The sequence below is a fragment of the Agrobacterium sp. GD03872 genome, from assembly GCF_029840625.1.
Lineage (GTDB): Bacteria > Pseudomonadota > Alphaproteobacteria > Rhizobiales > Rhizobiaceae > Agrobacterium > Agrobacterium fabrum_A.
Genome location: NZ_JAOCCY010000005.1, coordinates 156314 through 181166, shown reverse-complemented (window position 1 = coordinate 181166; position 24853 = coordinate 156314). Strand labels below are relative to the sequence as shown.

Sequence of the window (24853 nt, the reverse complement as noted above, 5' to 3'; positions counted from 1 at the left end):
GCGCCCAGGCATGATGCTGCGTCGCGACTACAGGCGGTCGATCATTTTCGGGATGGTGGCCTTCGCCGCCGTTTTCCTGTTCATGGCGCTCGCCGTCGCGGCTCTGCTCTCCTTTGATTCCGGCGCATCCGTTACCGGAATCAGCGATGCCTATACGCTGCGCATCCTGCGCTTCACGCTCTATCAGGCAATGCTTTCCACGGTTCTTTCCATTGTTCTCGGCCTGCCGGTGGCATTGGCGCTTTCCCGTCGCAAAGACTTTCCGGGGAGGATCTGGATCATCAGGCTGATGGCGGTGCCGATGGGGCTGCCGGTGATTGTCGGCGCCTTCGGCATTATCGCCATCTGGGGCAGGCAGGGCGTCCTGAATACGGCCCTCGTTTTTATTGGCGCCGATGAGCCTTTCAGCATTTACGGCCTTTCCGGCATTCTTGTCGCCCACGTGTTTTTCAATCTGCCGCTGGCGGTACGGCTGATGCTGGCCGGGCTGGAGCGCATTCCCGGTGAATACTGGCGCATGGCGGCAAGCCTCGGCATGGGGCAGGTGTCGGTTTTCCGTTTCATCGAATGGCCTGCGGTATCGAAGCTCGTTCCGGGCATCGCCGGGCTCATCTTCATGCTCTGCGCCACCAGCTTCACGCTGGTGCTTCTGTTGGGCGGCGGGCCGGCGGCGACGACGCTGGAGGTAGCGATCTATCAGGCGCTACGGTTCGATTTCGATCCGCAGCGGGCGATTGCGCTTTCGGTCTTGCAGATCGTTCTCACCGCAGTTCTGCTTGGCCTGCTGGCCCTTTTTCCATCGCCGGAAGCGGAAATCTCCTCGCTTGGTCGTCCCATCAGTCGTTTCGATGGCAAGACCGCCAGCGCGCGCCTTTGGGACGGGACGGCAATCCTCTTTGCGGTTCTGCTTGTCGGCCTGCCGCTTGTCGCGATAGCTGTCTCGGGCCTGAGGGCCGATCTGCCGCGCCTGCTCGCTGCGCCGGTCTTCCTGCGGGCAATGGCGACCAGTCTTGCAATCGCCGTGCTCTCCGCCGCCTTGGTGTTGCTGTGCTGCATGGCGATTATCGGCGCGCGCCAGGCGGTGCGTTCCAAACGGCAGGCGACGTGGCCGTTGCGCTCGCTTTCCGCCATGCTGGGAGCGGGGTCTTCGCTGGTGCTTTTGGTGCCGCCCGTCGTGCTGGGAAGCGGGTGGTTCCTGTTGCTGCGGCCCTTCGGGGATGTCAGCGTCTATGCCCCGGTTCTTGTTGCGCTCATCAACATGCTGATGGCCCTGCCGCTTGCCATGCGGGTGCTGGAGCCGGCCTTTACCAGCCATTTCCTGCGCACTGGCCAGCTTTCCGCCAGTCTCGGGCTTCAGGGTCTCACGCGGTTACGCTTCGCCGATCTGCCGGTTCTGTGGCGGCCGCTGCTTATGGCATTCTCCTTCGCCATGGCGCTGTCGCTTGGCGATCTCGGGGCGGTCGCCCTGTTCGGCTCGGAAAATTTCGTGACCTTGCCATGGCTGGTTTATAGCAATATGGGCAGCTACCGCACCAATGATGCCGCCGGCTATGCATTCATCCTTGGTGTCATTTGCCTGCTGCTCGCCGCGGGCGGCGTTTCACGGCAATCTCAATCAGCAAGGGCGAACATATGACGGGCGATGGTTTTGCCGTTGAGATGGACAGGGTGAGGCTGCGGCTCGGGGCGCAGGATTTCGAATTTGACTGCGCCTTCCCGCAGGGCCGGATCACCGCCGTCGTCGGCGCATCCGGTTCGGGCAAGTCGACGCTCCTCAATCTCGTTGCCGGTTTCGAACTACCTGATTCAGGGCGTGTGATAATCGGCGGGCAGGACATGACGGCGTTCGATCCTTCCGAAAGACCGGTCTCATCGATCTTTCAGGACAATAATCTTTTCGCCCATCTCGATATTTTCACCAATGTCGCGCTCGGCGTCAGCCCCGGGCTTAAACTGCAGGCGCCAGACAGGCAGAGGATCGATGTGGCGCTCACGCGCGTCGGTCTCGATGGTTTCGGCAAGCGCCTGCCGGGTACGCTTTCCGGCGGCGAAAGGCAAAGGGCGGCGCTGGCGCGTGCGCTGGTCAGGAAAAAACCGGTCATGCTGCTCGATGAGCCTTTTGCGGCACTTGACCCGGGTCTCAGGGCGGGCATGACGTCGCTGCTTCTCGACTTGCACGCGGAAACAAAAAACACCGTGATTATTGTCTCGCACCATCCGGACGACATAAAAAAGCTGGCGCAGCGGGTGGTTTTTCTTGATCGCGGCCGTGTTGTCTATGCGGGCGCGACCGCAGATTTCTTCGCCACACAAAATGTGAAGGCCGTCGACAGTTTTCTGAACGGCTGATCGCCTTATTTTCGACGCGTGCCGCTGGCAATCGCTTTAGATGACTTCAATGGCGCTAATTTGCACTTGCCAGTTTCAAGTTGTTGCCCGAGAAAAGATGGGAATTATTGCGTTCTTCAGGAATATTCCGGACTTGATGGATCGTTTTTACCGTTTTGGCATTCATCGTCCGTTGGGGCGAATCTGTTATTCTGGTCTGCAATTAACGGATGATCAGGAACGTTAGGGGCAGGCACAGAGAATGAGAAATAGCATGACTGCACAGTGGAGGCTCTTCTCCCGTTCAGGCCTTCGCCGTTCGGGCAGGATGGCTGCCGCCTGTTCGGTACTGACGGCGTCGGCCGTTTTTCTGTCGTCCTGCCAGTCTCTTTTCAGTCCGGCCTACCAGTCCACCCTGCGTCCTTCGGATAATCCGCAGACCGTGGAAGAGGTGCAGAAGAACGATCCCCGCGCCCAGATGGGTGCGCGCGAACATCCGCGCATCGTGGCGAGCTATGGCGGGGAATATCGCGACGCCAAGACGGAGCGGCTTGTCGCCCGTATTACCGGCGCGCTGACGGCGGTTTCGGAAAATCCGCAGCAATCCTATCGAATCACGATCCTGAACTCACCTGCCATCAACGCCTTTGCCCTGCCGGGCGGTTATCTTTACGTGACGCGCGGGCTTCTGGCACTTGCCAACGATGCTTCGGAAGTGGCCGCCGTGCTTTCGCATGAGATGGGCCATGTCACGGCAAACCACGGTATCGAACGCCAGCGCCGCGAAGAGGCGGAGGTGATTGCGAGCCGCGTGGTTGCCGAAGTGCTGTCGAGCGATCTTGCCGGCAAGCAGGCGCTTGCGCGCGGCAAGCTGCGGCTCGCGGCCTTTTCGCGCCAGCAGGAATTGCAGGCGGATGTGATCGGCGTGCGCATGCTGGGCGAGGCCGGTTACGACCCCTTCGCCTCACCGCGTTTTCTGGATTCCATGGCGGCCTATGCGCGCTTCTCCTCTGCCGATCCCGAAAACGACCAGAGCCTCGACTTCCTTTCCAGCCATCCCAATACGCCGCAACGCATCGAGCTTGCGCGCCGTCATGCCCGCGCCTTCGGCCAGGACGGCCAGGTCGGGGATCGTGGTCGCGACTGGTTTCTGGATGGCATAGACGGCCTGCTTTACGGCGACAGCCCGCAGGAGGGTTATGTCCGCGGCCAGACATTCCTGCACGGAACGCTCGGCATACGCTTCGATGTGCCGGAAGGTTTTGTCATCGACAACAAGGTCGAGGCCGTTCTGGCGACGGGACCGGGCGATACGGCGATCCGTTTCGATGGCGTTGCCGATCCGAAACAGACCAGCCTTGCCAATTACCTGACCAGCGGCTGGGTTGCCGGTCTGCTGCCGGAAACCGTCAAGGAAATCCAGATCAACGGTCTGGAGGCCGCGACAGCCCGGGCAAGTGCGGATAAATGGGATTTCGACGTGACCGTCATCCGTGTCGGGCAGCAGATATTCCGTTTCCTGACCGCCGTGCCGAAGGGCAATACGCAACTCGATTCCATCGCCAATATTTTGCGCACCAGCTTCCGCAAGATGACGCCGCAGGAAATCACCTCGCTGAAGCCGCTAAGGGTGCGGGTGGTGACGGTGAAGCCCGGTGAAACCGTGGCGACGATGGCGGCGCGAATGATGGGAACCGACCGGAAGCTCGACATGTTCCGTATGATCAATGCCATGAGCGCCACGGCCACCATTCAGCCGGGTCAACGGGTGAAGATCATTTCGGAATAGACCTCAAAGAAAAACCCCGGATCACTCCGGGGTTTTATCATCAGCTATCTGCGATGATTATTGCCACTCGCGCACGTCGACGAAATGACCGGCAATCGCCGCCGCCGCCGCCATGGCGGGGGAGACGAGGTGGGTGCGGCTCTTATAGCCCTGACGGCCCTCGAAATTGCGGTTCGAGGTGGAGGCGCAGCGTTCGCCGGGTTTCAGGCGGTCGTCATTCATGGCAAGGCACATGGAGCAGCCCGGCTCGCGCCATTCGAAACCGGCTTCGAGGAAAATCTTGTCCAGACCTTCCTTTTCCGCCTGTTCCTTCACGAGACCGGAGCCGGGCACGATCATGGCCGAAACGGTGGGAGCGACTTTACGGCCGTCAACGATCTTCGCCGCCGCGCGCAAATCCTCGATGCGGCCGTTAGTGCAGGAGCCGATGAAGACACGGTCGATGGCGATATCGGTGATGCGCGTGCCGGGCTTCAGGCCCATATACTCAAGCGCGCGCCACTTGGAAGCGCGCTTGTTTTCTTCCTCGATATCATCGGGATTGGGAACAATGCCTTCAACGGACGTCACGTCTTCCGGAGACGAACCCCAGGAGACGATGGGCGGCAGATTGGCCGCATCCAGAATGACCACCTTGTCATAATGGGCGCCTTCGTCGGATTTCAGCGTTTTCCAGTAGGCGATCGCCTGTTCCAGCGTTTCGCCCTTCGGCGAGCGCGGCTTGTCCTTGATGTATTCGAAGGTCGTCTCATCCGGCGCGATCAGACCGGCGCGGGCGCCGCCCTCGATAGTCATGTTGCAGACCGTCATGCGGCCTTCCATGGAGAGCGAACGGATCGCCTCGCCGGCAAATTCGATGACGTGGCCGGTGCCGCCGGCCGTGCCGATCTCGCCGATAATGGCGAGGATGATGTCCTTGGCGGTGACGCCATCAGGAATCTTGCCATCGACACGCACCAGCATGTTCTTGGCTTTCTTCTGGATCAGCGTCTGGGTTGCCAGAACATGTTCCACTTCCGAGGTGCCGATGCCATGCGCCAGCGCGCCGAAGGCGCCGTGGGTCGAGGTGTGGCTGTCGCCGCAGACGATCGTCATGCCAGGCAGGGTAAAACCCTGTTCAGGGCCGACGATATGGACGATGCCCTGGCGCTTGTCGCGCTCGGAATAATATTCGACGCCGAAATCCCTGGCGTTCTGCGCAAGCGCTTCCACCTGAATACGGCTTTCCTCGTTCTTGATGCCTTCCAGCCGGTCGGCCGTAGTCGGAACGTTATGGTCGACGACAGCCAGCGTACGGGCCGGCGAATGCACGGGGCGACCGGCCATGCGCAGACCTTCGAAGGCCTGCGGGCTCGTCACCTCATGCACGAGGTGACGGTCTATGTAGAGAAGACAGGTTCCGTCCGGGTCACGATTGACGACGTGGTCGTCCCATATTTTGTCATACAAAGTGCGGGGTGCGCTCATGGCTCTATGCCTTGTCATGGAAAAGGGTAATCAGGGTTCAGAAAGGCGGTGGACAGCGGGTGCTGTCAGGCGAGCCTAAGTCGGCTGGTGAGCGCCCCGGAAACGCGCGCAAAGAACCGTGCCGGCAGACGCTTGTGGTCCTGCAGCACATAAACATTCTGCGCGAGACATCCGAATTTAGATCCCATGGCAGCCTTCATAGCAGATCGCCGGTTTTACGGCAACATGAATGCGTATGGCACCGAATGCGACCGCTCGGCATTTCCCATGTGCACTGCATCATTACTGAAGGTCCGTAACAGGCTTCTCTTGCGGGGTTTCCCAATGGTTATGTTGCGATGCAACTTGCGTATTTTGCGCCGCACATATAGATGGGTCCCCTTATCATTTGCATTTCGACGAGAAATCGAAGGGAGGGAAAGCATATGGTATCCGAAAAGGCCCTTATCTCGAAGATCACCTGGCGGCTGATGCCGTTTCTTGGCCTTCTCTATCTCATCGCCTATATCGACCGCCAGAATGTCAGCTATGCCAAGCTGCAGATGGTCGATGCGCTGAGCCTTAGCGAATATGCCTACGGTCTTGGCGCTTCGCTATTCTTCATCGGCTACTTCATCTTCGAAGTGCCGAGCAACCTGTTCCTCAACCGTTTCGGCGCCAGCAAATGGTTTGCCCGCATTCTGGTGTCCTGGGGTGCGGTTACCATCGCGCTTGCCTATACGCAGAATGCCACGATGTTTTACATCCTGCGCTTCCTGCTGGGTCTCTGCGAGGCGGGTTTCTTTCCGGGCGTATTGTTCCTGATGACGCTCTGGTTCCCGCGCGATTATCGCGGCCGCATGATCGGCCTGTTCATGATTTTCAGCGCGCTTGCCAATGCCATCGGTGCGCCGCTCGGCGGCATGCTGCTCGATCTCGATGGTTTCCTCGGTTATGCCGGATGGGAATGGGTATTCCTCGCCACGGGTATTCCGGCTGTCATCGCCGGTATCGCCACTTTCTTCTATCTGGACGATACGCCCGAAAAGGCGAAGTTCCTGACACAGGACGAGAAGGACTGGCTGAAGAACCGGCTGGCCGAAGAAAACAAGGGCATGGAAGAGCATGCGGAGGATGGCTTCAAGGCGCTCATCAATCCGCGCGTCCTGTTCATGGCGCTCTGCTATGTCGGCTTTCCGCTGGCGGCCTATGGTCTCAGCTACTGGCTTCCGACCATCGTGAAGAGCTTCGGCGTTTCCAACACCGCCAATGGCTTCATCAACATCATCCCCTGGGTGATCGTGGCCATCGCCCTGTTCGTCGTGCCCCTGGCCGCCGACAAGGCAAAGAACAAGACGCCTTATATCGTCGGTCCTGCCTTTATCGGCGCATTTTGCCTGTTGATGTCGGCATTACTGAGCGATCCGGTCCTGCAGTTCGCTTTCCTCTGCATCGCCGCCGCGGGCATCTTTGCCGGCCAGCCGGTATTCTGGAGCCTGCCCGGCCGTTTCCTCAAGGGCGCAGGTGCGGCAGCCGGCATCGCTGCGATCAATTCCGTCGGCAATCTGGGTGGCTTCGTGGCGCAGAATGTGGTGCCCTGGATCAAGGATCAGACCGGTAGCACCATTGCGCCGATGTTCTTCCTTGCCTTCTGCCTGGCGCTTGCCGGGGTGCTGGTCATCATCGCAGCGCGTAAAATGGGCAATCAGGTCAAGGCCGCCTGATTCTGGAAGATTGCGGCGGCTGACACGATTGGCGACCGTCGCACATGTAAAAAAATTGTGGCCCGGATGTTTCCGGGCCACAATTTTTTAAGCGGCAATAGATGAAATTCTCTTCGAGAGAATTATGCGGTGAACCAGTCGCTACCGGTCAGGTGAACACCGGCAACGACGATCTTTTCACCCTTGTGCTCGCCAGTCACGTTGTAGCTGAGGATGGTGTCGTTATCGATCGTCGACACCGCCCAGTTATCGATTACCGTGCCGACCAGCTTGAGCTTGTCCACGGCGGCGTTGAAACCTTCGATGGTATCCGTCGCCAGGCTCTTGGCCATGTCGCCGAGATTGAAGACGAAGGTATCGGCGCCACCGCTTGCCTTGATGTGGTCGATGCCCTTGCCGCCGGTTACCAGCGAAGAAGCAAGGTTCACACCGCTCAGGTCGATAAAGTCGTTACCTGCACCAGCATCGATCTTGACGGAGGTGAAGCTGCCGTCGGTGATGCCAGCGCCGCCGTTCACGGCGCCGGTGTTGGCGGCAAGGCCGCCCGTGCCGGCCGCAGACGCATCATTGAATGCAGCGCCCGCCTTGACGATGATCGTGTCGTTACCGGCGCCGGTGTCGATGTTGAAATTGTTTACCCAGGTCTTTTCGTTCGAAACGACGGAGACGGTGACCGTGTCATTGCCCGCGCCGGTCGAGATATTGCCACGCTTGGCATTGAGAACTTCCACGGTGGACGAACCCGTGCCGCCGAGATGAACGTCGACCTGAACGAAATCCTTGAAGGTAAGGTTTTCAGAGGTATCGGACTGGGCGAGAGCGTTCTTTACCGAATTCCATGCCGACGATACGTCAAATTTGAAGCCGTTCGCGCTGGGATCGTAGCCAACATCGACCGTGCCGCCCGCGCCGGTACCGGGAACCGATACAGCGCCGACATTGACCACGCCCGTGTCGAGGGAAGAGCCGTTCTTGACCAGTGCAGTCGATTCCGTGAGGAGCTTATAAGCTTCCTGATCGACCAGGCTGGTGAGCGAAGAAACCGATGCAGCGCCACCATTACCAAAAGTCACTTTTAACGCCATTTTACACTCCCATAAATTTTTGAGAAATCGATGAATTGAAATTAAATTTATACTAAATATTGCGGGTGATATTTAATGCATAAAAAACGATAATACAATATAAGAAATTGTTTTTTTAGGCTTGGCGCGTTTTTACTAATTTTCAGAAATTTCTTTCTGAAAATTATGCGGCGAAAATTATTTATTCCTGTACGAAGGTCTTTTTGAGCCTGTCCTGGAATGGCTTCACAAAATAAGAAAGAACACTTCTTTCGCTGGTTTGTATGAATACTTCAGCCGGCATTCCGGGATATAATTTCCCACCGGGCAGATGACCCATCCCGGCCCTGTCGGGTTTGATGCGCAGCGCGTAATAAGATGCGCCGGTTCGGGAATCTGTCTGTAGATCAGGAGCGACGACAGCAACTTCCGCTTTCAGATCCGGTGTCGTGCTTTGGTTGAATGCGGTGAAGCGAATGGTAACCGGCTGCCCGACATAAATCTGGTCGATGTCTCGTGGCGTTATGTTGGCTTCGATGGCAAGATCGTCCTGCTCCGGCACCACCAGCATCAGCACTTCACCCGGTTGAATGACGCCATTTATGTTGTGCACCGATAGCTGGTAGATGCGGCCGGCAATCGGCGAGCGGATGTCGAGGCGATCCAGCTGATCGCGCGTTGCCGCCAGCCGTTCTTCATATTCCGCAACGGTTGCTTCGATCGCCGTCAGATCTTTCGTAACTTCCGATTTGCGGTCCTCGTCGAGCTGGAGCAATTGCAGGTCCAGTTCGCTCAGCTTGCCCACCGTCTGTGCACGCGCTGCAATATACTGGCCCTGCTGACCCTCGAGATTGGAAAGCTGGCGCTTGAGGAGATTGAGGCGCTGAAGCGTGACAAGACCTTTTTTGAAGAGCTCTTCCGTCTTGGAAACGTCTTCTTTCACGATGGCAAGCTCGTTGTCGGTGGCCTCAACCTGAACCTCGAGGCCACGCGACTCGTCGGCGAGCTGGTCCTTGCGTGTTCCCAGCTGCTTTTTCATGCCGATCAGCGCACTGCGACGACTGGTGAAAAGGCTCTGTTCGCTATCGATGAAAGTTTTGGCCGCCTTCGAGCCCGTCAGCGCCGTCAGGTCTTCCGTGACGGTGAAAGACGGGGCTTCGGCAATCTCCGCACGCAGACGAGCCCGACGCGAATAGAGCTGCGCAAGCGTATTCTCGACAATGGAAAGGTTCGCCTGAACGATCGTATCGCTCAGCCGCAACAGCACCTGACCGGCCTCGACCCGGTCGCCTTCGGCGACATTGATCTCGCTGACGATGCCGCCGGAAAGGTGCTGGACTTTTTTTGAATTGCCTTCAACGACGACCCGTCCCGTTGCCACCACTGCGCCGGCAAGCTTTGCAAAAGCCGCCCAGCCGCCCAATCCGACCAATAGGCCTAGCGCGAGAACGACCACTGCGGTCGAATGTCTGAGGATGGACGCATTTGTCATGCCGGGTTTTTCTGCCTCAACCATTTTCGCTCACCCGGTTTTCAATCTTGCGCGTTTCTTCCTCCTCAGGCACCTGGCGGATGTTCTGCCGCAGGATTTGCGCGAGCACCTCTTCCTTGGTGCCGAAGCGCAGCATCCGGCCGTTGCTCATCACCATCACCAGGTTGACGCTTTCTATGGCGCTGGGGCGATGGGCAATGACGACGACGATGCCGCCGCGGGCCCTGATGTCGCCAATGGCATTGCGCAGGGCGCCTTCGCCCTCACTGTCCAGATTGGAATTCGGTTCATCGAGAAGCACGAAGAAGGGGTCGCCAAACAGTGCACGGGCAAGGCCGATACGCTGTTTCTGCCCGCCCGACAAAGCCTCTCCGTAATCGCCAATATGGGTATCGTAACCATTGGGCAGATTGAGGATCAGCTCATGCACCTGTGCGGCCTTGGCTGCGGCGACAATCGCTTCTGCGGTCGCATCGCGGTCGAAGCGCGCGATATTCTGCGCCACCGTTCCCGGCATCAGCTCCACCTGCTGGGGCATGTAGCCGATGGATTTGCCGAGAAACTCGAAATCCCACTGGTTGAGCGCAGCCCCATCGAAGCGGACGGAACCGCGTTCATAGGGCCAGATGCCGGTCATCAGGCGTGCCAGTGTGGATTTGCCGGAGGCGCTTGGGCCGATGATTCCGAGGCCGTCGCCCGCGTTCAGCGTGAAGGAAATATCGGCGACCGTATCGCGCGGGCCTTTGGGCGGGCCACCTGTTACACGATCAACGGCAACAGTATATTGCGGGCGCGGCAGGGAGAGCGGCGGTGCGGGTTCCGGCACCAGCTCCAGAAACTCATTGACGCGTTTCCAGCCCTGCCGGGCTGTCATGAAGCTGCGCCAGTTCGCAATCGCATGCTCGACAGGGCCGAGCGCCTTTGCAGAAAGGATCGAGCCCGCGATGATGCTGCCCGCCGATGCATTGCCATCGATGACAAGCACGGCGCCGACGGCCATGACGCCGGATTGCAGCAACAGGCGGAATGTTCGCGACATGGCGCCGAGCATGCCGGCCGTATCGGATGTCGATAGCGTGACGGAGCGGTATCTGGAATGCAACTCGTCCCACATGGATGTCACGGCACCCATCATGCCCATGGTCCTGATGGATTCAATGTTGCGCTGACTGCTGCTGACGAGCACGTTTCTCTGCCCTCTGGCGGTATAAGCCTGCTTTGTCGCTTTTTCCGTCAGCCAATTGGTCAGCAGCGTCAGCACGACGAGAACCACGGCCCCGCCGAGCACCGCAAAACCGATCCAGGGATGCAGGGCAAAGCAGATCAGCAGATAGATCGGCAGCCAGGGAATATCGAAAAAGGCCGCCGGGCCCGGTCCGGAAAGAAACTGTCGGATCTGATCGAGATCGCCGACGATCTGCAGCCCATCGATCTTGGCGGAAGCGATGAGCGGCGTACTGATCGATGCCCTGAACAGCTTCTGATTGAGCGCGTCATCCATATTATCGGCGATGCGCGCCAATATCCGGCCGCGCAGCGCGTCAAACCCCATAAGAAACGCGTAGAGAACGATGAGGAGAACAACCAGCGCCACCAGAGACGGTATACTCTTGCTGGGCAGAATGCGGTCGTAAACCTCCAGCATGAAAAGCGAGCCGGAGAGATTGAGAATATTCATCAACGCGCTGGCAAGGCCAACAGCGAAAAAAGCGGACCTATTTTTTGTTAAAAAAGAATTAAATAAAAACATAGTAACACCTAAAACAACAGGAAAATTGCACAATAAATGGAATTAGGCAATGCTGTTCGAGGATTGGCTAAAATGGCTGAGGAAGAAATGGATGAATATCGGGCGCAGGCATCAATCTGCCAGCGTCGGTCCGTGGGCAAAAATGGTTGACGAATGGCGGAGGCGTGGGGCGGACGGGAGAAGAGGATAGCTTCCTGACTGCACGACCGGTCTTACCCTCGGATCACCTATGGAGGCCCCGATGTGCAGCGTCCGGCGGGCGTTCAGGCGTAACAAAAAAGGCGGTCCTGAGACCGCCTTTTTACTCAATCCACCGAAATGGAAATCTTATTCAGCTGCGGTTTCAGCAGCCTTTGCCGCTTCTTCCGCTGCCTTGGCTTCTGCGGCTTCGGCTGCTGCCTTCTCGGCGGCGAGAGCCTGTGCTGCTGCTACCTTTTCGGCTTCCAGACGCGCCTTTTCGTCGGCGAGCGCCTGACGCTCGGATTCGTTCAGCTTGCGGGCGCGGGTACCGGTGTTTTCAACGATACGGGCAGCCTTACCGCGACGGTCGCGCAGGTAATAGAGCTTCGCGCGGCGAACCTTGCCGCGGCGAACGACTTCAACGCCTTCGACCAGCGGGGAGTAGATCGGGAATACGCGCTCGACGCCTTCGCCGTAGGAGATCTTGCGAACGGTGAAGCTTTCGGAAAGACCACCGCCGGAACGGGCGATGCAAACGCCTTCATAGGCCTGCACGCGGGTACGGTTACCTTCGGTAACGCGTACGTTGACGCGCAGGGTGTCGCCCGGAGAAAACTCGGGCAGGGTGCGCTTTGCTTCGATCTTGGCGGCCTGTTCGGCTTCCAGCTGCTGAATGATATTGGTCATGTTAACCTCTGATTTCTTCTGAAACAGCCAGAGCGCTCAACGGTTCATCCCTCGGTCAAAGCCTTGGGATCATGCCTTGCGGCAGGAGCGGGTTCGCCATTCTTTGCTTGCGGTTAAAGGGGTAAACCCCAATTCCACGCGGGCACATACACGAGGATGCGCCGTTTGTCATCCCTTTCATGACAATATTTTATCAATTGCGCACTGTGTTCCGGTGGTTGCGAAGGCGCATTTCGCCAGCTATGGCATGAAAACCTTGGGAGGGGCCATGTCAGTTTTCATTATTCTTATGCTGTTTGCGACCGGTTTTCTGTCTGGCGTTGTCAATGCTATCGCCGGTGGAGGCACCTTCCTGACCTTCGGGGCGATGACGCTGGCCGGTCTGCCGCCAATCGTCGCCAACGCCACGTCGGCCATCGTGCAGTTTCCGGGCTATATTACTTCGGTGATCGCTTATGGGCCGGAAATCCGGGCGCACTGGCGCGAGGCAATCCTCTTATCCGCCGTTTCCGTCATCGGCGGGCTCGCCGGGGCGTTGCTGCTGCTGTCGCTTGATAATCCTTCGTTCCGCCAGCTCGTGCCATGGCTGCTTCTGGCCGCCACCGCCGTTTTCGCCGCCGGTCCGTGGCTCCGGCCGAAGGCGAGCGTGGAGCGGTCGCCCGGCAATCTGCTGAGCCTTATCTTTCAGGGGCTGGCCTCCATCTATGGCGGTTTCTTCGGGGCGGGCATGGGCATCATGATGCTGGCCATCCTCGGAATAACCTCGGGCGGCAGCTATCATCATCTGAATGCGCTGAAGAACCTCTTGTCGGTGGTGATCGCCGTCATCGCAATCACGATCTTCGTCAGCGGCGGCGTCGTTTCCTGGTGGGCGGCGGTCATCATGTTCCCGGCGGCTGCGCTTGGCGGTTATGCCGGCGTACATACAGCCAGACGGGTGCCGCAATGGATCATCCGCTGGCTGGTCATTGCGGTCGGGCTGGTGCTGACGGTCTATTATTTCGTTTCGGCCTGAGCCTTTTTGAGGAGGTCCGGGCGTCTTTCCTGCGTCAGCTTCAGCGCTTGTTCGTGACGCCACCTGTCGATGAGGGCGTGATTGCCGGAGGTGAGCACAGCGGGAATATCGCGGCCTTCCCAGACCTGCGGGCGGGTGTAATGCGGGTGCTCCAGCAGTCCGCCCTCGAAGCTCTCATGCACGCCGGACATGTCGTTGCCCATGACGCCCGGCAGGATGCGGACGACGGCATCCAATAGAGTCAGAGCCGCCGGCTCGCCGCCGGAGAGGATGTAGTCGCCGATCGACACTTCCTCCAGCCCGCGTGCTTCAATCACCCGCTGGTCGACACCCTCGAAACGGCCGCAGACGATGATTGCGCCTTCGCCCGCCGCGAGTTCACGCACGCGGTTCTGCGACAGCGGCTTGCCGCGCGGGCTCATCAGCAGCCGCGGCCGGGTATCGCCATCCGAAACATGATCGATGGCTGCGGCCAGCACATCGGGTCTCAACACCATGCCGGCGCCGCCGCCTGCCGGTGTGTCATCGACGCTTCTATGCCTGTCGGTGGCGAATTCGCGGATCTGCACGGCGTCCAGCGACCATTGCCCCCGCTCCAGCGCCTTGCCGGCCAGCGAATATTGGAGGTGCCCCGGAAACATTTCCGGGTAGAGCGTCAGCACGGTCGCCTTGAAGGTCATGGATTATTTCTTGCCGAACGGCGACATGCCGGTTTCGTCCTTGTCGTCGGGATTGTCGATCAGGCCGGCGGCCATCGGATCGATAAGAATGCGCCCCGCCTCCAGATCGATCTCGAGCACGGCCGCTTCCGAAAAGGGAATAAGGGCAGGGCGGCGGCCGGCGCCCTTCAGCTCCAGCAGATCGCCGGCGCCGAAATCATAAACGGCGCTGACGGCGCCATAGCTTTTTCCCTCGGCATCGACGGCTTCCAGCCCTTCCAGGTCGGCATAATAAAACTCGTCATCGTCAAGCTCGTCATCCGGCAGGTTGTCGCGCTCGATAAAGAGCTCCAGCCCGTTCAGGCTCTCGGCCGCGTTGCGGTCATTGATGCCCCGGAAGCGGACGACGACGACATTCTTGCCTTCGCGCAATTCCAGGATTTCGAAGACCCGGCCATCGGCCGTGACAAGATTGCCGTAGTCGCCGAGCGCCAGGGGATCGCCCGTATAGGTGCTGACGCGGACTTCGCCGCGCAGACCCTGCGCGCCGCCGATCTTTGCCATGAGTACCGGGTTTTCCAGCTTTGCCATCGGGCCGTCCGTCTTCTGGTGTTGGTTGCGTCAGCTTTAAGGTTTGTTGACGCCAAAATAAACAAAAAACGGGCGGCATGGAAAACCACGCCACCCGTTCTTCAAAAGTTTCCGTGCAGATTATTCTGCAGCAGAGGCTTCCGCAGCAGCAGCGGCTGCATCTTCAGCCTTCTGCTTCTTCTCGGCGACACGCTCAAGAGCGCGCTTGCCCGGCTTTGCCTTCTCCGGGTTGCTGCGAGCGGCGCGCTCGGCAAGACCGGCTTCGGCGAGGAAGCGCAGAACGCGGTCGGTCGGCTGTGCGCCCTTGGCGATCCATTCCTTGATGAGGTCGGTCTTCAGCTCAACGCGCTGCGGGTTGTCCTTGGCAAGCATCGGGTTCCAGGAACCGACCTTCTCGAGGAAACGACCGTCGCGGGGCGAACGGGCGTCAGCAACGACGATCTGGTAATACGGGCGCTTCTTGGAACCACCGCGTGCGAGACGAATTTTAAGTGCCATGTCATTTACTCCTTAGGATGGCTTGTCCGCCGTTCAGGCGGTCTTTTCGGTGCCGCCATGTTCGGCGGCGATTGCTTCATGATGCCGGATGACTTCCTTGATGATGAAGTTCAGGAACTTCTCGGCGAAATCCGGGTCCAGATTGGCGTCCTTCGCCAGGCGGCGAAGGCGTTCGATCTGGTATTCCTCGCGCGCCGGGTCGGCTGGCGGCAAATTGTATTTTGCCTTCAGCACGCCCACCGCCTTGGTACAGCGGAAACGCTCGGCAAGAATGTGAACCAGTGCGGCATCGATATTGTCGATCGACTGGCGGTATTCGGAAAGCTGGGCTTTCACCTCTGCATTGTTCACTGGTGTCCCCCTCACTTCTTTTTCGGAAAGCCGGGCAGGCCCGGCATGCCGCCGAGACCCGGCAGCTTGGCGCCACCCAGACCCGGCAATCCGCCCGGCATGCCGCCAAGACCGGGCATTGCGCCCGGCTTGCCGAGACCGGCGGCTTCCGCCTGTTTCTGGAGCGCCTCGAGCTGCTTCGGATCGATGTTCGACAGGTCAGGCATGCCGCCGCCAAGACCACCGAGGCCCATCTTGCCGGCAAGACCGCCCATCATCTGCTTCATGATGCCGCCTTTGCCCTTGCCGCCCATGGCCTTCATCATGTCGGCCATGCCGCGATGCATCTTCAGAAGCTTGTTGATTTCAGCGGCATCCGTGCCGGAACCGGCGGCGATGCGCTTCTTGCGGCTGTGCTTCAGAATGTCCGGGTTGGCGCGTTCCGCCTTGGTCATGGAGGAGATGATGGCGATCTGGCGATCGAACATCTTGTCGTTCATACCGGCCGAAGCCATCTTGTCCTTCATGCCGGCCATGCCGGGCATCAGCCCTATGATGCCGCCCATGCCGCCCATCTTCTTCATCTGGCCAAGCTGGTCGGCGAGATCGTTGAGGTCGAACTTGCCCTTGGCCATCTTCTCGGCCATGGCGCGGGCTTTTTCCGCATCGATGTTTTCGGCGGCCTTTTCGACCAGCGAGACGATGTCGCCCATGCCGAGAATACGGTCGGCGATACGGCGCGGATGGAACTCGTCGAGTTCGTTCATGCGCTCGCCGATACCGATCAGCTTGATCGGCTTGCCGGTGACGGCGCGCATGGAAAGAGCAGCACCACCGCGACCGTCGCCATCCATACGGGTGAGCACGAGGCCTGTAATACCGACGCGCTCATCGAAATTGCGCGCCAGATTGACGGCATCCTGACCGGTCAGCGAATCCGCGACCAGCAGGATTTCATGCGGGTTGGACTTCTTCTTGATGTCGGCCATTTCCAGCATCAAGGGTTCGTCGATATGGGTGCGGCCGGCGGTGTCGAGAATGACGACGTCATGGCCGCCGAGCCTGGCGGCCTGCACGGCGCGTGCGGCGATATCGGTCGGCGACTGGCCGGCGATGATCGGCAGCGTGTCGACGCCTGTCTGAACGCCGAGCTGGCGCAGCTGCTCCTGCGCGGCCGGACGACGCGTGTCGAGAGATGCCATCAGCACCTTCTTCTTCTCGCGGTCGGTCAGGCGCTTGGCGATCTTGCCGGTGGTGGTGGTTTTACCAGAACCCTGCAGACCCACCATCATGATGACGACGGGAGCGGGAGCGTTGAGATCGATGGAGACGCCTTCGGTGCCGAGCATCTCGACAAGCTCGTCATGCACGATCTTGACGACCATCTGGCCGGGCTTGATCGACTTCAGGACGGCGGCACCAACAGCCTTTTCACGCACCCTGTCGGTGAAGGAACGCACGACTTCCAGCGCAACGTCCGCTTCCAGCAGCGCACGGCGAACCTCGCGCAGGGCGGCGGCAACATCGGCTTCCGTCAGCGCGCCACGGCCGGTCAGTCCATTCAGAATGGAACCAAGGCGGTCCTGGAGGTTTTCAAACATCGTTTCTTCCTTCTTCGTTCCGGGGTCTCCGAAACGTCGGTGCTTTCGCTGGCAAAAACAAGACGCAAAGCCAAAAAGCACCCGAGGGCGCATCGCGCTGTCGGGTGTTGACCTCCGGGATATCTTTATACCTTTGCGGGTCCCGGTCGGCGGCTTGGAGTCGTGAAACTGCCAGCTGATGGGCGGGATAAACAGGAAAGTGCGGGAAAAGTCAAGGCGGCGCGGGTTTGCGGCCGGCAAAGCCTGCATTTCATCTTTGCGTGATCGGTCATAGGTCGCGACTGGCGGTGCTTGAACGACGCCATTCCGCTTCCTATACCTTTGTCATGAAACGTCGAAACTTCTTTCGTTTTTCCGCTCTAGGCCTGCTCGCTCTGGCGGGCGGCGGCCTTTATGCCCGTCGTTCGAGCGCCAGCGCCTATTATAGCGGCCCGATCTCCGATCATTTCGACGGGGTGCGCTTCTTCAATCCCGGCGGCGCGCCGCCCGGCAATTTTATGGGTCTGCTGAAATGGCGCTTTAATGGCGAGCGCGCCACCTGGCCGGAAAACTATCCGAGCCCCTTTCCCTTCGCAAAACCGGAAGCCCGGATCGAAGGCAGGGACATGCGCGTTACCTTCGTCGGCCATGCCTCGTTTCTCATCCAGACGGCGGGTCTGAATATTCTCATCGATCCGGTGTGGTCGCAGCGTACCAGTCCGTTCAGCTTCACCGGTCCCAAGCGGGTCAATCCGCCCGGTATCCGTTTTGAGGATTTGCCGCCCATCGATCTGGTGCTGGTGACGCATAATCATTACGACCATCTCGATATTGAGACGCTGAAGCGCCTGCATGTGGCGCATAAGCCGCTTTTCATCACGCCGCTTGGCAATGACGCCATCATCCGCACCGGGGTAGAGGCGGCGCGTATCACGGTGGGCGACTGGGGCGATGTGGTGGAGACGGGTTCGGTTAAAATTCATTTCGAGCCGTGCCATCACTGGTCGGCCCGCGGTCTGAATGATCGGCGCATGGCGCTATGGGCTGCCTTCGTCATCGAAACGCCGGGCGGTAAAATCTACCATATCGGCGATACCGGCTTTCACGAAGGCCTCAACTATCACGCCGCGCGCAAGAAGCACGGCGATTTCCGCCTCGCGAACCTGCCTTTCGGCGCTTACGAGCCGCGCTGGTTCATGAAGGGCCAGCACCAGAACCCGGCAGAAGCCGTGGAAGGCATGAAGCTTTGCGGCGCGGCGCATGTTTGCGGCCATCACTGGGGCACGGTGCAGCTCACCGATGAGGCCGTTGATGCGCCGCTTACGGCCCTCAAGGCAGCATTGACGGGGCAGGGGGTGGATGAGAGCCGTTTCCGGCCGATGCGCCCCGGCGAGGTTTTCGACGTGCCTTCCGCCTGATCGCTGCCCCGTTTGCGCCGTAACAGTCTGGTAATTTGCCGGCCTTTCCGCCATATAGGGCGAAAGCGCGGGGAAATCCCCTATGCAATCCGATTTTCAGACAGTTTTCAGGTTTAGGGCAATGGCGGATACGGTCGAATTTGCGAAGATGAACGGGCTTGGCAACAAGATCCTCGTTATCGACATGCGCGGCCGCAAGGATATGGTCACGCCTGAAGCCGCGATTGCGCTGAACGCCGATCCTTCGACCCAGTTCGACCAGATCATGGCCATCCACGATCCGCGTGTCAGTGGCACGGATGCCTTTATCGATATTCTCAATTGCGATGGTACGAAGGCGCAGGCTTGTGGCAATGGCACACGCTGCGTGGTGCAGGCTCTGTCTTCCGAAACCGGCAAGACCAGTTTCACCTTCCAGACGGTTGCGGGCATTCTGAATGCCGTCGAGCATGAAGACGGCATGATATCGGTCGATATGGGTTTGCCGCATTTCCGCTGGAGCGACATTCCGCTTTCGGAGGAGTTCCACGATACCAGCCGCATCGAATTGCAGATCGGGCCGATCGACGCCCCGATCCTGCATTCGCCCGCTGTCATGTCCATGGGCAATCCGCATGCCATCTTCTGGGTGGATCGCGATCCGATGGAGTTCGATCTCGAACGTTTCGGGCCGCTTCTCGAGAACCATCCGATGTTTCCGGAAAAGGCCAATATCACACTGGCGCAGGTGATTTCCGACAGCGCGCTGCGCACCCGCACCTGGGAACGGGGCGCGGGGCTGACGCTTGCCTGCGGTTCAGCCGCCTGCGCTGCAGCCGTTTCCGCCGCCCGCACGGGGCGCACCGGCCGGAAAGTGACCATCGATGTCGCCTCCAGCCCCATCCGCGTGCCGCTGACCATTGAGTGGCGTGAGGACAATCATGTCATCATGACCGGTCCGGCCGAATGGGAATGGTCGGGTGCCGTCGATCCCGTCACCGGCGTCTGGTCGCGCGATGCGGCCGAACGGGGGGCTGTATGAGCGGCGTCGAGGTTATAACCTTCGGCTGTCGTCTCAACACCTATGAATCGGAAGTGATGCGGGCGGAGGCAGAAAAGGCCGGGCTCAACAATGCCGTGCTAGTCAATACCTGCGCGGTGACGGGTGAGGCGGTGCGCCAGGCGCGCCAGGCCATCCGCCGTGCACGGCGCGACAATCCGCATGCGCGCATCATCGTTACCGGCTGCGCCGCCCAGACCGAGAAGCAGACTTTTGCCGAAATGCCGGAGGTTGATGCGGTGCTGGGCAATGAGGAGAAGCTGAAAAGCGCCTCCTATCGTGCACTGCCGGATTTCGGCGTCTCGGCGGAAGAAAAGCTGCGCGTTAACGATATCATGAGCATCAAGGCGACCGCGCCGCAGATGGTGAAGCACATAGACGGACATGTGCGCGCCTTCATTCAGGTGCAGAACGGCTGCGATCATCGCTGTACCTTCTGCATCATTCCTTATGGGCGCGGCAATTCCCGCTCCGTGCCCATGGGCGCCGTGGTGGATCAGGCCCGCAGGCTGACGGAAAGCGGCTATTGTGAAATCGTGCTGACCGGGGTGGACGCCACGAGTTACGGTGCGGACCTGCCCGGTGAACCTTCCCTCGGTTACCTCGCCAAGACCTTGCTGAAGCAGGTGCCGGATATTCTGCGTTTGCGGCTCTCCTCCATCGACAGTATCGAGGCCGACCATCATCTCATGGATCTGATTGCCGATGAGCCGCGTTTCATGCCGCATCTGCATCTGTCCCTCCAGCATGGCGACGACATGATCCTGAAACGCATGAAACGCCGCCATTTGCGGGCAGATGCCATTCGCTTCTGTCACGAGGTGCGGTCGCTGCGGCCGGACATCGCCTTCGGGGCGGATATGATCGCCGGTTTTCCGACCGAGACGGAAGACATGTTCGAAAACGCCGCGACGCTGGCGGAAGAATGCGGCATTTCCAGCCTGCATGTGTTTCCTTACAGCCCGCGCGCCGGCACGCCGGCGGCCCGCATGCCGCAGCTCGACCGGGCGCTGGTGAAGGAGCGTGCGGCGAGGCTTCGGGAGCGCGGCGAGGCGCTGAAGCTTGCGCATCTGCGAGGCATGGTCGGTTCGGAGCAGACGATCCTCGTTGAAAACAACGGTTTTGCCCATACCGACAATTTCACGCTGGTGGAAGCGCCTGATCTTCTCCCGCGCACTCTTGCGCAGGTTGCGATTACCGGCCACAACGGCAAACATCTGAACATGAAGCTTCTGGCGGCAAATGTGGCCTGAGGCGGCACAAGAGAAAAGACACGGGAACGACCATGGCCCTCGGCTTCATCAAAAAAGTCTTTTCGTTCGGCAAGGACAAGGCCGAAACGGAAGAACGGCCGCAAGAGGACGCCGCGCCTGAGCGCGGCAATGAAAACGCCTCCTTCGAAGCGGCGCTGAGCGACGCCGAAGCGCATGGCCCTGTCGACAAGGATCCGGTTTCCGAACTGGAGATGGAGACGGCCGGCGGGCCGGCCCCGGACGAGGTCCCTTCCGACGATGACGAGGAAGAGGACGCACCGCTTCTGCCCGGTGCAGAGCTTTCCGGCGATATGGGCGTGGTGCCGCTGTCATTGCTACAGGCGGAAGCCGCCGCCGAAGAGCAGGATGAAGCCTTGCCGGAAGCCGTGGATGTCGTGCTGGATGCGGATGCGATGGATGCGCTGCTCGACGAGGCGGAAGCCGCGACCGCCGCCGAGCCCTCCGCTATATCGCCAGCTCTACCAAAGGGTTTTTCGTCCGCCAGTGAGCGGCAGGAGCCTGCGCCTGCCGTACCGCAGGTAAAACTGACATGGTTTCAGCGCCTGCGCGCCGGGCTTGCCCGCACGTCGTCGCAGCTGACCACGCAGATTTCGGCGCTTTTCACCAAGCGCAAGCTGGATGAGGACACGCTCGACGAGCTGGAGGATCTTCTTATCCAGTCGGATCTCGGCGTCGAGACCGCCATGCGCATCACCGGCGCCCTGTCTTCCGAGCGTTATGGCAAGGATGTCAGCGGCGAGGATGTGGCGCGCATTATGGCCGGCGAGATCACCAAGGTCCTGAAGCCTGTAGCCAAACCGCTGGAGCTTGATCTTTCACACAAGCCGCATGTCATTCTCGTCGTCGGCGTGAACGGTACGGGCAAGACGACGACCATCGGCAAGCTTGCCGCCAAGCTTTCCGGCTCCGGCCTCAAGGTGATGCTGGCGGCGGGCGATACGTTCCGCGCGGCGGCCATCGAGCAGCTCAAGATCTGGGCGGACCGCACCGGGTCGCAATTCATCGGCACCAAGCTCGGAGCGGATGCCTCGGGTCTGGCCTATGACGCCTATGAGCAGGCGCGGGCGCAGAAAAGCGACGTTCTCATCATCGATACGGCCGGTCGTCTGCAGAACAAGACGGAACTGATGGCGGAGCTGGAAAAGATCGTGCGCGTGCTTGGCAAGCTCGATCCGGATGCGCCGCACACCGTGCTGCAGACACTGGATGCGACGACGGGGCAGAACGCCATGAACCAGGTGGAGATATTCCGCAATGTCGCGGGCGTTTCGGGCCTGATTATGACAAAATTGGATGGCACGGCGCGGGGCGGTATCCTCGTCGCCATCGCTGCCCAACACAAGCTGCCGGTCTATTTCATCGGCGTGGGTGAAGGTGTTGATGATCTGGAGCCCTTCGAGGCGGAAGATTTCGCCAAGGCCATTGCGGGAGTTTGAGTATGGATATTGAAAGCAATTCCAAGGAAAGCGAAAAGATGGTGGCGGAAATCAGCCCGCTCCTGAAATTCGTGCTCGAGCTTGGCCCCCTCATGGTGTTCTTCTTCGCCAATTCCCGCGGCGAATGGCTGGCCTCCACCTTCCCCGTGCTGACGGAATTCGGCGGGCCGATCTTCATCGCCACCGGCCTGTTCATGATCGCAACGGCGCTCGCGCTTTCCGTCTCATGGGTGCTGACACGCAAGCTGCCGATCATGCCGCTGATATCGGGCATCGTGGTGTTCGTGTTCGGTGCGCTGACGCTATGGCTGCAGAACGACACCTTCATCAAGATGAAGCCCACCATCGTCAACACGCTGTTCGGTGTCATTCTGCTCGGTGGCCTGTTTTTCGGGCAATCGCTGCTCGGTTATGTCTTCAATTCGGCCTTCAGGCTGACGGATGAGGGCTGGCGCAAGCTGACGCTGCGCTGGGGTGTATTCTTCCTCTTTCTTGCGGTGCTGAACGAGGTTGTCTGGCGTATGTTCACCACCGACACCTGGGTGGCCTTCAAGGTGTGGGGCACGATGCCGATCACCATCATCTTCACCATGGCGCAGATGCCGCTCGTCATGCGCCATTCGCTTGAGCCACTCAACAAGGACGAAAAATGACGGTTGCGGAGATGTCGGCTTCCCGTTCGCGCTCGCTTAAATGGTTCGGCGTGGCCGCCGGGCTGCTTCTCCTGCAGATCGTCATCCTTTATTTCATGGGCCGCATTCCCATTTGCGAATGCGGTTATGTGAAGCTGTTCGAACCGGGTGTGAACACGCCGGGTAATTCCCAGCATCTGGCCGACTGGTATACGCCCTCGCATATCATCCACGGCTTCCTTTTTTATTGGTTCGCCTGGTTGCTGTTCCGCAGCAAACCGTTTTCCATGCGGCTTTCTTTCGCGGTTCTGATCGAGGCGGCGTGGGAGCTTCTCGAAAACTCGCCAATCATCATCGATCGTTATCGCACGGCGACCATGGCGCTGGGTTACACTGGCGACAGCATCCTGAACTCGGCGATGGACACGGTTTTCATGGCGCTGGGTTTCCTCTTCGCCGCCCGCGTGCCGGTGTGGCTGACGGTGGTGATCGCCGTCTTCTTCGAAATATTCACCGGTTGGCTGATCCGCGATAACCTGACGCTGAACGTGGTGATGCTGGTCTGGCCCTTGGAGGCGATCAAGGAATGGCAGGGCGCGCTCCCGTAAACCTGAACGCAGCTGCCGGTATTTTTGCCGGAATGGGCTGAAACCGCGCGATACATGCAGGTTTTCTTAAGGGCAATGCCGTATCGTTCGGGTTTAAAGGCCCGTCTTTTCCTGGCAGAACCCGTTGCAAGATAATTTCGCCTATCTTCTCCCCTTCATCATGCTGACATTTGGTGTGGTGTTTCTGTTCCTGCAGAGGATCGGTCACGCTTCTGCCCGCTATTGGGGTATCGGATATCTTTCTGCGGCGTTTGGTTTTGCGACGCCTCTGGTGCTTGGCGGCTTGCCGTTTGAAATCCAGGCGATCGTCTCGAACCTGCTATTCTTCTCCGCCTTCTTCCTTTACGGCCACGCGCTGCTCACCCATTTCGGGCGGCCGCTTTATGTCAGGGCCAGACTGTCGATCGTGATTGCTGCGGTCTTGCTGGTCTCGTTCCACGTCTTCGTGACGCCGGATCTGAAGCGCGAGCTTGTCATCGGCGATCTCATTTGCGCCCTTTTGCTCGCTATCCCGGTCTGGGTCGTGCGGAAGCGGCCGGTGGCGCTTGCCGACAGGCTGATGGTGGGCATTGCCTGTCTTGTGGTGATGGAGACGCTGGTGCGCATCGGCATGCTTCTGGTGATGACGCCGAACGGCTCGATGGTCGAGCTCAGCGAATTCTTCGAATCCGACTATGCCTTCTACATGCAGCTTGCGGCGAGCATTTTCGGCTTCCTGCTCGCCCTTTCGGTGCTGGCGAGCCAGATTTCCGTCACCGTCGACCGACACCTGCATGCGGCGGAGCATGATCCGCTGACGGATGTGCTGAACCGCCGCGGCTTCGACCGGCGTGTTCCCGATTTTCGCAATGATACGCCTGATGGGGCGATCATAACCTGCGACATAGACCATTTCAAACGCATCAACGACGTCTATGGTCATGCGGCCGGTGATATAGTGCTTATCGGCCTTTCCGATCTCCTCAGGCGACACGCGCCTGAGAATGCGCTGGTGGCCCGTTTCGGCGGCGAGGAATTCGTGGTCTTCCTGCCGGGCCAGACGGCCGCCGTTGCCAGCCAGCTTGCCAATGGCATGCGCACAGGTCTTTCATCTCTCGATTGGCGGAACCGCGGTGTTACCAGCCAGATCACCGCAAGCTTCGGTGTCTCGGCCGTTGCGAGGGGGGATCATTCCATCCACGACGCCATCAAGCGTGCCGATGATAGCCTTTATGTCGCAAAACGTGGCGGTCGCGATCAGGTCGTGCTGGAAGGCATACGCCTGTCAGCGGAGGGCCCTGTGCTGAGGGTCATTACCAAGGTGTGACGTCCTT

At 59.5% G+C, this 24853-nt stretch carries 22 protein-coding genes; 12 read left to right on the top strand and 10 right to left on the bottom strand.

Annotated elements, in window-relative coordinates; translation table 11 throughout:
* Positions 1 to 10 precede the first annotated feature (10 nt).
* From thiP to N5D22_RS14735, 3 genes are all read left to right on the top strand, one after another.
* Positions 11 to 1636, top strand: coding sequence for a thiamine/thiamine pyrophosphate ABC transporter permease ThiP (thiP, locus tag N5D22_RS14745; protein ID WP_279656595.1), 1626 nt, complete (start codon positions 11 to 13; stop codon positions 1634 to 1636).
* A complete protein-coding gene (locus tag N5D22_RS14740) occupies positions 1633 to 2349 on the top strand; it encodes an ATP-binding cassette domain-containing protein (RefSeq protein WP_279656596.1) in 717 nt (238 codons plus the stop codon). Before thiP ends, N5D22_RS14740 begins: the two co-directional genes overlap by 4 nt.
* 307 nt (positions 2350 to 2656) lie before the next feature.
* Positions 2657 to 4117: a M48 family metalloprotease gene (locus N5D22_RS14735; protein ID WP_279656756.1), complete on the top strand. Its 1461-nt coding sequence runs from the start codon at positions 2657 to 2659 to the stop codon at positions 4115 to 4117.
* Between the two features lie 57 nt (positions 4118 to 4174).
* On the opposite strand, the gene leuC is transcribed toward N5D22_RS14735, so the two are convergent.
* A complete protein-coding gene (leuC, locus tag N5D22_RS14730) occupies positions 4175 to 5584 on the bottom strand; it encodes a 3-isopropylmalate dehydratase large subunit (protein ID WP_279656597.1) in 1410 nt (469 codons plus the stop codon).
* Positions 5585 to 6009: 425 nt separating this feature from the next.
* Between leuC and N5D22_RS14725 the strand changes: the two genes are divergently transcribed.
* Complete coding sequence (locus tag N5D22_RS14725) at positions 6010 to 7287, top strand: MFS transporter (RefSeq protein WP_279656598.1); 1278 nt, start codon at positions 6010 to 6012, stop codon at positions 7285 to 7287.
* 122 nt (positions 7288 to 7409) lie between these two features.
* Here N5D22_RS14725 and N5D22_RS14720 read toward each other — a convergent pair whose 3' ends face one another.
* The 4 genes from N5D22_RS14720 to rplS all read right to left on the bottom strand — a co-directional run bounded on the left by N5D22_RS14720 (position 7410) and on the right by rplS (position 12460).
* Positions 7410 to 8372, bottom strand: a complete 963-nt coding sequence (locus tag N5D22_RS14720) for a rhizobiocin (RefSeq protein ID WP_279656599.1) — start codon at positions 8370 to 8372, stop codon at positions 7410 to 7412.
* A 181-nt stretch (positions 8373 to 8553) separates the two neighbouring features.
* Positions 8554 to 9867 carry an HlyD family type I secretion periplasmic adaptor subunit gene (locus tag N5D22_RS14715; protein ID WP_279656600.1) on the bottom strand — a complete coding sequence of 438 codons (1314 nt, stop codon included), beginning with the start codon at positions 9865 to 9867 and terminating at the stop codon, positions 8554 to 8556.
* Entirely contained in the window at positions 9860 to 11593 is a 1734-nt protein-coding gene (locus N5D22_RS14710) for a type I secretion system permease/ATPase (RefSeq protein WP_279656601.1), read from the bottom strand. Before N5D22_RS14710 ends, N5D22_RS14715 begins: the two co-directional genes overlap by 8 nt.
* 327 nt (positions 11594 to 11920) lie before the next feature.
* On the bottom strand, positions 11921 to 12460 hold the full coding sequence (gene rplS, locus N5D22_RS14705; protein ID WP_003520506.1) for a 50S ribosomal protein L19: 540 nt from the start codon (positions 12458 to 12460) through the stop codon (positions 11921 to 11923).
* A 268-nt stretch (positions 12461 to 12728) separates the two neighbouring features.
* Here rplS and N5D22_RS14700 point away from each other — a divergent pair, with 268 nt between their 5' ends.
* The gene (locus tag N5D22_RS14700) at positions 12729 to 13475 is read left to right on the top strand and encodes a sulfite exporter TauE/SafE family protein (RefSeq protein ID WP_279656603.1); all 747 of its coding nucleotides are present in this window, start codon (positions 12729 to 12731) and stop codon (positions 13473 to 13475) included.
* On the opposite strand, the gene trmD is transcribed toward N5D22_RS14700, so the two are convergent.
* The 5 genes from trmD to ffh form a co-directional block, all read right to left on the bottom strand.
* Complete coding sequence (gene trmD / locus N5D22_RS14695) at positions 13457 to 14155, bottom strand: tRNA (guanosine(37)-N1)-methyltransferase TrmD (RefSeq protein WP_279656604.1); 699 nt, start codon at positions 14153 to 14155, stop codon at positions 13457 to 13459. The genes N5D22_RS14700 and trmD overlap by 19 nt on opposite strands.
* A gap of 3 nt (positions 14156 to 14158) precedes the next feature.
* The gene (gene rimM / locus N5D22_RS14690; RefSeq protein WP_279656605.1) at positions 14159 to 14725 is read right to left on the bottom strand and encodes a ribosome maturation factor RimM; all 567 of its coding nucleotides are present in this window, start codon (positions 14723 to 14725) and stop codon (positions 14159 to 14161) included.
* A 120-nt stretch (positions 14726 to 14845) separates the two neighbouring features.
* The gene (gene rpsP / locus N5D22_RS14685; RefSeq protein ID WP_279656606.1) at positions 14846 to 15223 is read right to left on the bottom strand and encodes a 30S ribosomal protein S16; all 378 of its coding nucleotides are present in this window, start codon (positions 15221 to 15223) and stop codon (positions 14846 to 14848) included.
* Positions 15224 to 15256: 33 nt separating this feature from the next.
* Positions 15257 to 15574 (bottom strand): chorismate mutase, encoded by a 318-nt coding sequence (locus N5D22_RS14680; protein WP_003492497.1) that lies wholly within the window; start codon positions 15572 to 15574, stop codon positions 15257 to 15259.
* Positions 15575 to 15585: 11 nt separating this feature from the next.
* Positions 15586 to 17154 (bottom strand): signal recognition particle protein, encoded by a 1569-nt coding sequence (gene ffh / locus N5D22_RS14675; RefSeq protein ID WP_279656607.1) that lies wholly within the window; start codon positions 17152 to 17154, stop codon positions 15586 to 15588.
* A 281-nt stretch (positions 17155 to 17435) separates the two neighbouring features.
* Between ffh and N5D22_RS14670 the strand changes: the two genes are divergently transcribed.
* The 7 genes from N5D22_RS14670 (at position 17436) to N5D22_RS14640 (ending at position 24846) form a co-directional block, all read left to right on the top strand.
* Positions 17436 to 18551 carry an MBL fold metallo-hydrolase gene (locus tag N5D22_RS14670; protein ID WP_279656757.1) on the top strand — a complete coding sequence of 372 codons (1116 nt, stop codon included), beginning with the start codon at positions 17436 to 17438 and terminating at the stop codon, positions 18549 to 18551.
* Positions 18552 to 18672: 121 nt separating this feature from the next.
* Positions 18673 to 19572, top strand: coding sequence for a diaminopimelate epimerase (gene dapF, locus N5D22_RS14665; RefSeq protein ID WP_279656608.1), 900 nt, complete (start codon positions 18673 to 18675; stop codon positions 19570 to 19572).
* The gene (gene mtaB / locus N5D22_RS14660) at positions 19569 to 20843 is read left to right on the top strand and encodes a tRNA (N(6)-L-threonylcarbamoyladenosine(37)-C(2))-methylthiotransferase MtaB (protein WP_279656609.1); all 1275 of its coding nucleotides are present in this window, start codon (positions 19569 to 19571) and stop codon (positions 20841 to 20843) included. The genes dapF and mtaB overlap by 4 nt, the downstream gene beginning before the upstream one ends.
* A 32-nt stretch (positions 20844 to 20875) precedes the next feature.
* Positions 20876 to 22300 carry a signal recognition particle-docking protein FtsY gene (ftsY, locus tag N5D22_RS14655; protein WP_279656610.1) on the top strand — a complete coding sequence of 475 codons (1425 nt, stop codon included), beginning with the start codon at positions 20876 to 20878 and terminating at the stop codon, positions 22298 to 22300.
* Positions 22301 to 22302: 2 nt separating this feature from the next.
* Positions 22303 to 22953 carry a septation protein A gene (locus tag N5D22_RS14650; RefSeq protein ID WP_003520517.1) on the top strand — a complete coding sequence of 217 codons (651 nt, stop codon included), beginning with the start codon at positions 22303 to 22305 and terminating at the stop codon, positions 22951 to 22953.
* Positions 22950 to 23540, top strand: a complete 591-nt coding sequence (locus tag N5D22_RS14645; RefSeq protein ID WP_279656611.1) for a DUF2585 domain-containing protein — start codon at positions 22950 to 22952, stop codon at positions 23538 to 23540. The genes N5D22_RS14650 and N5D22_RS14645 overlap by 4 nt, the downstream gene beginning before the upstream one ends.
* Positions 23541 to 23664: 124 nt before the next feature.
* Positions 23665 to 24846 carry a GGDEF domain-containing protein gene (locus N5D22_RS14640; protein WP_279656612.1) on the top strand — a complete coding sequence of 394 codons (1182 nt, stop codon included), beginning with the start codon at positions 23665 to 23667 and terminating at the stop codon, positions 24844 to 24846.
* The last annotated feature ends 7 nt before the right edge of the window (positions 24847 to 24853 follow it).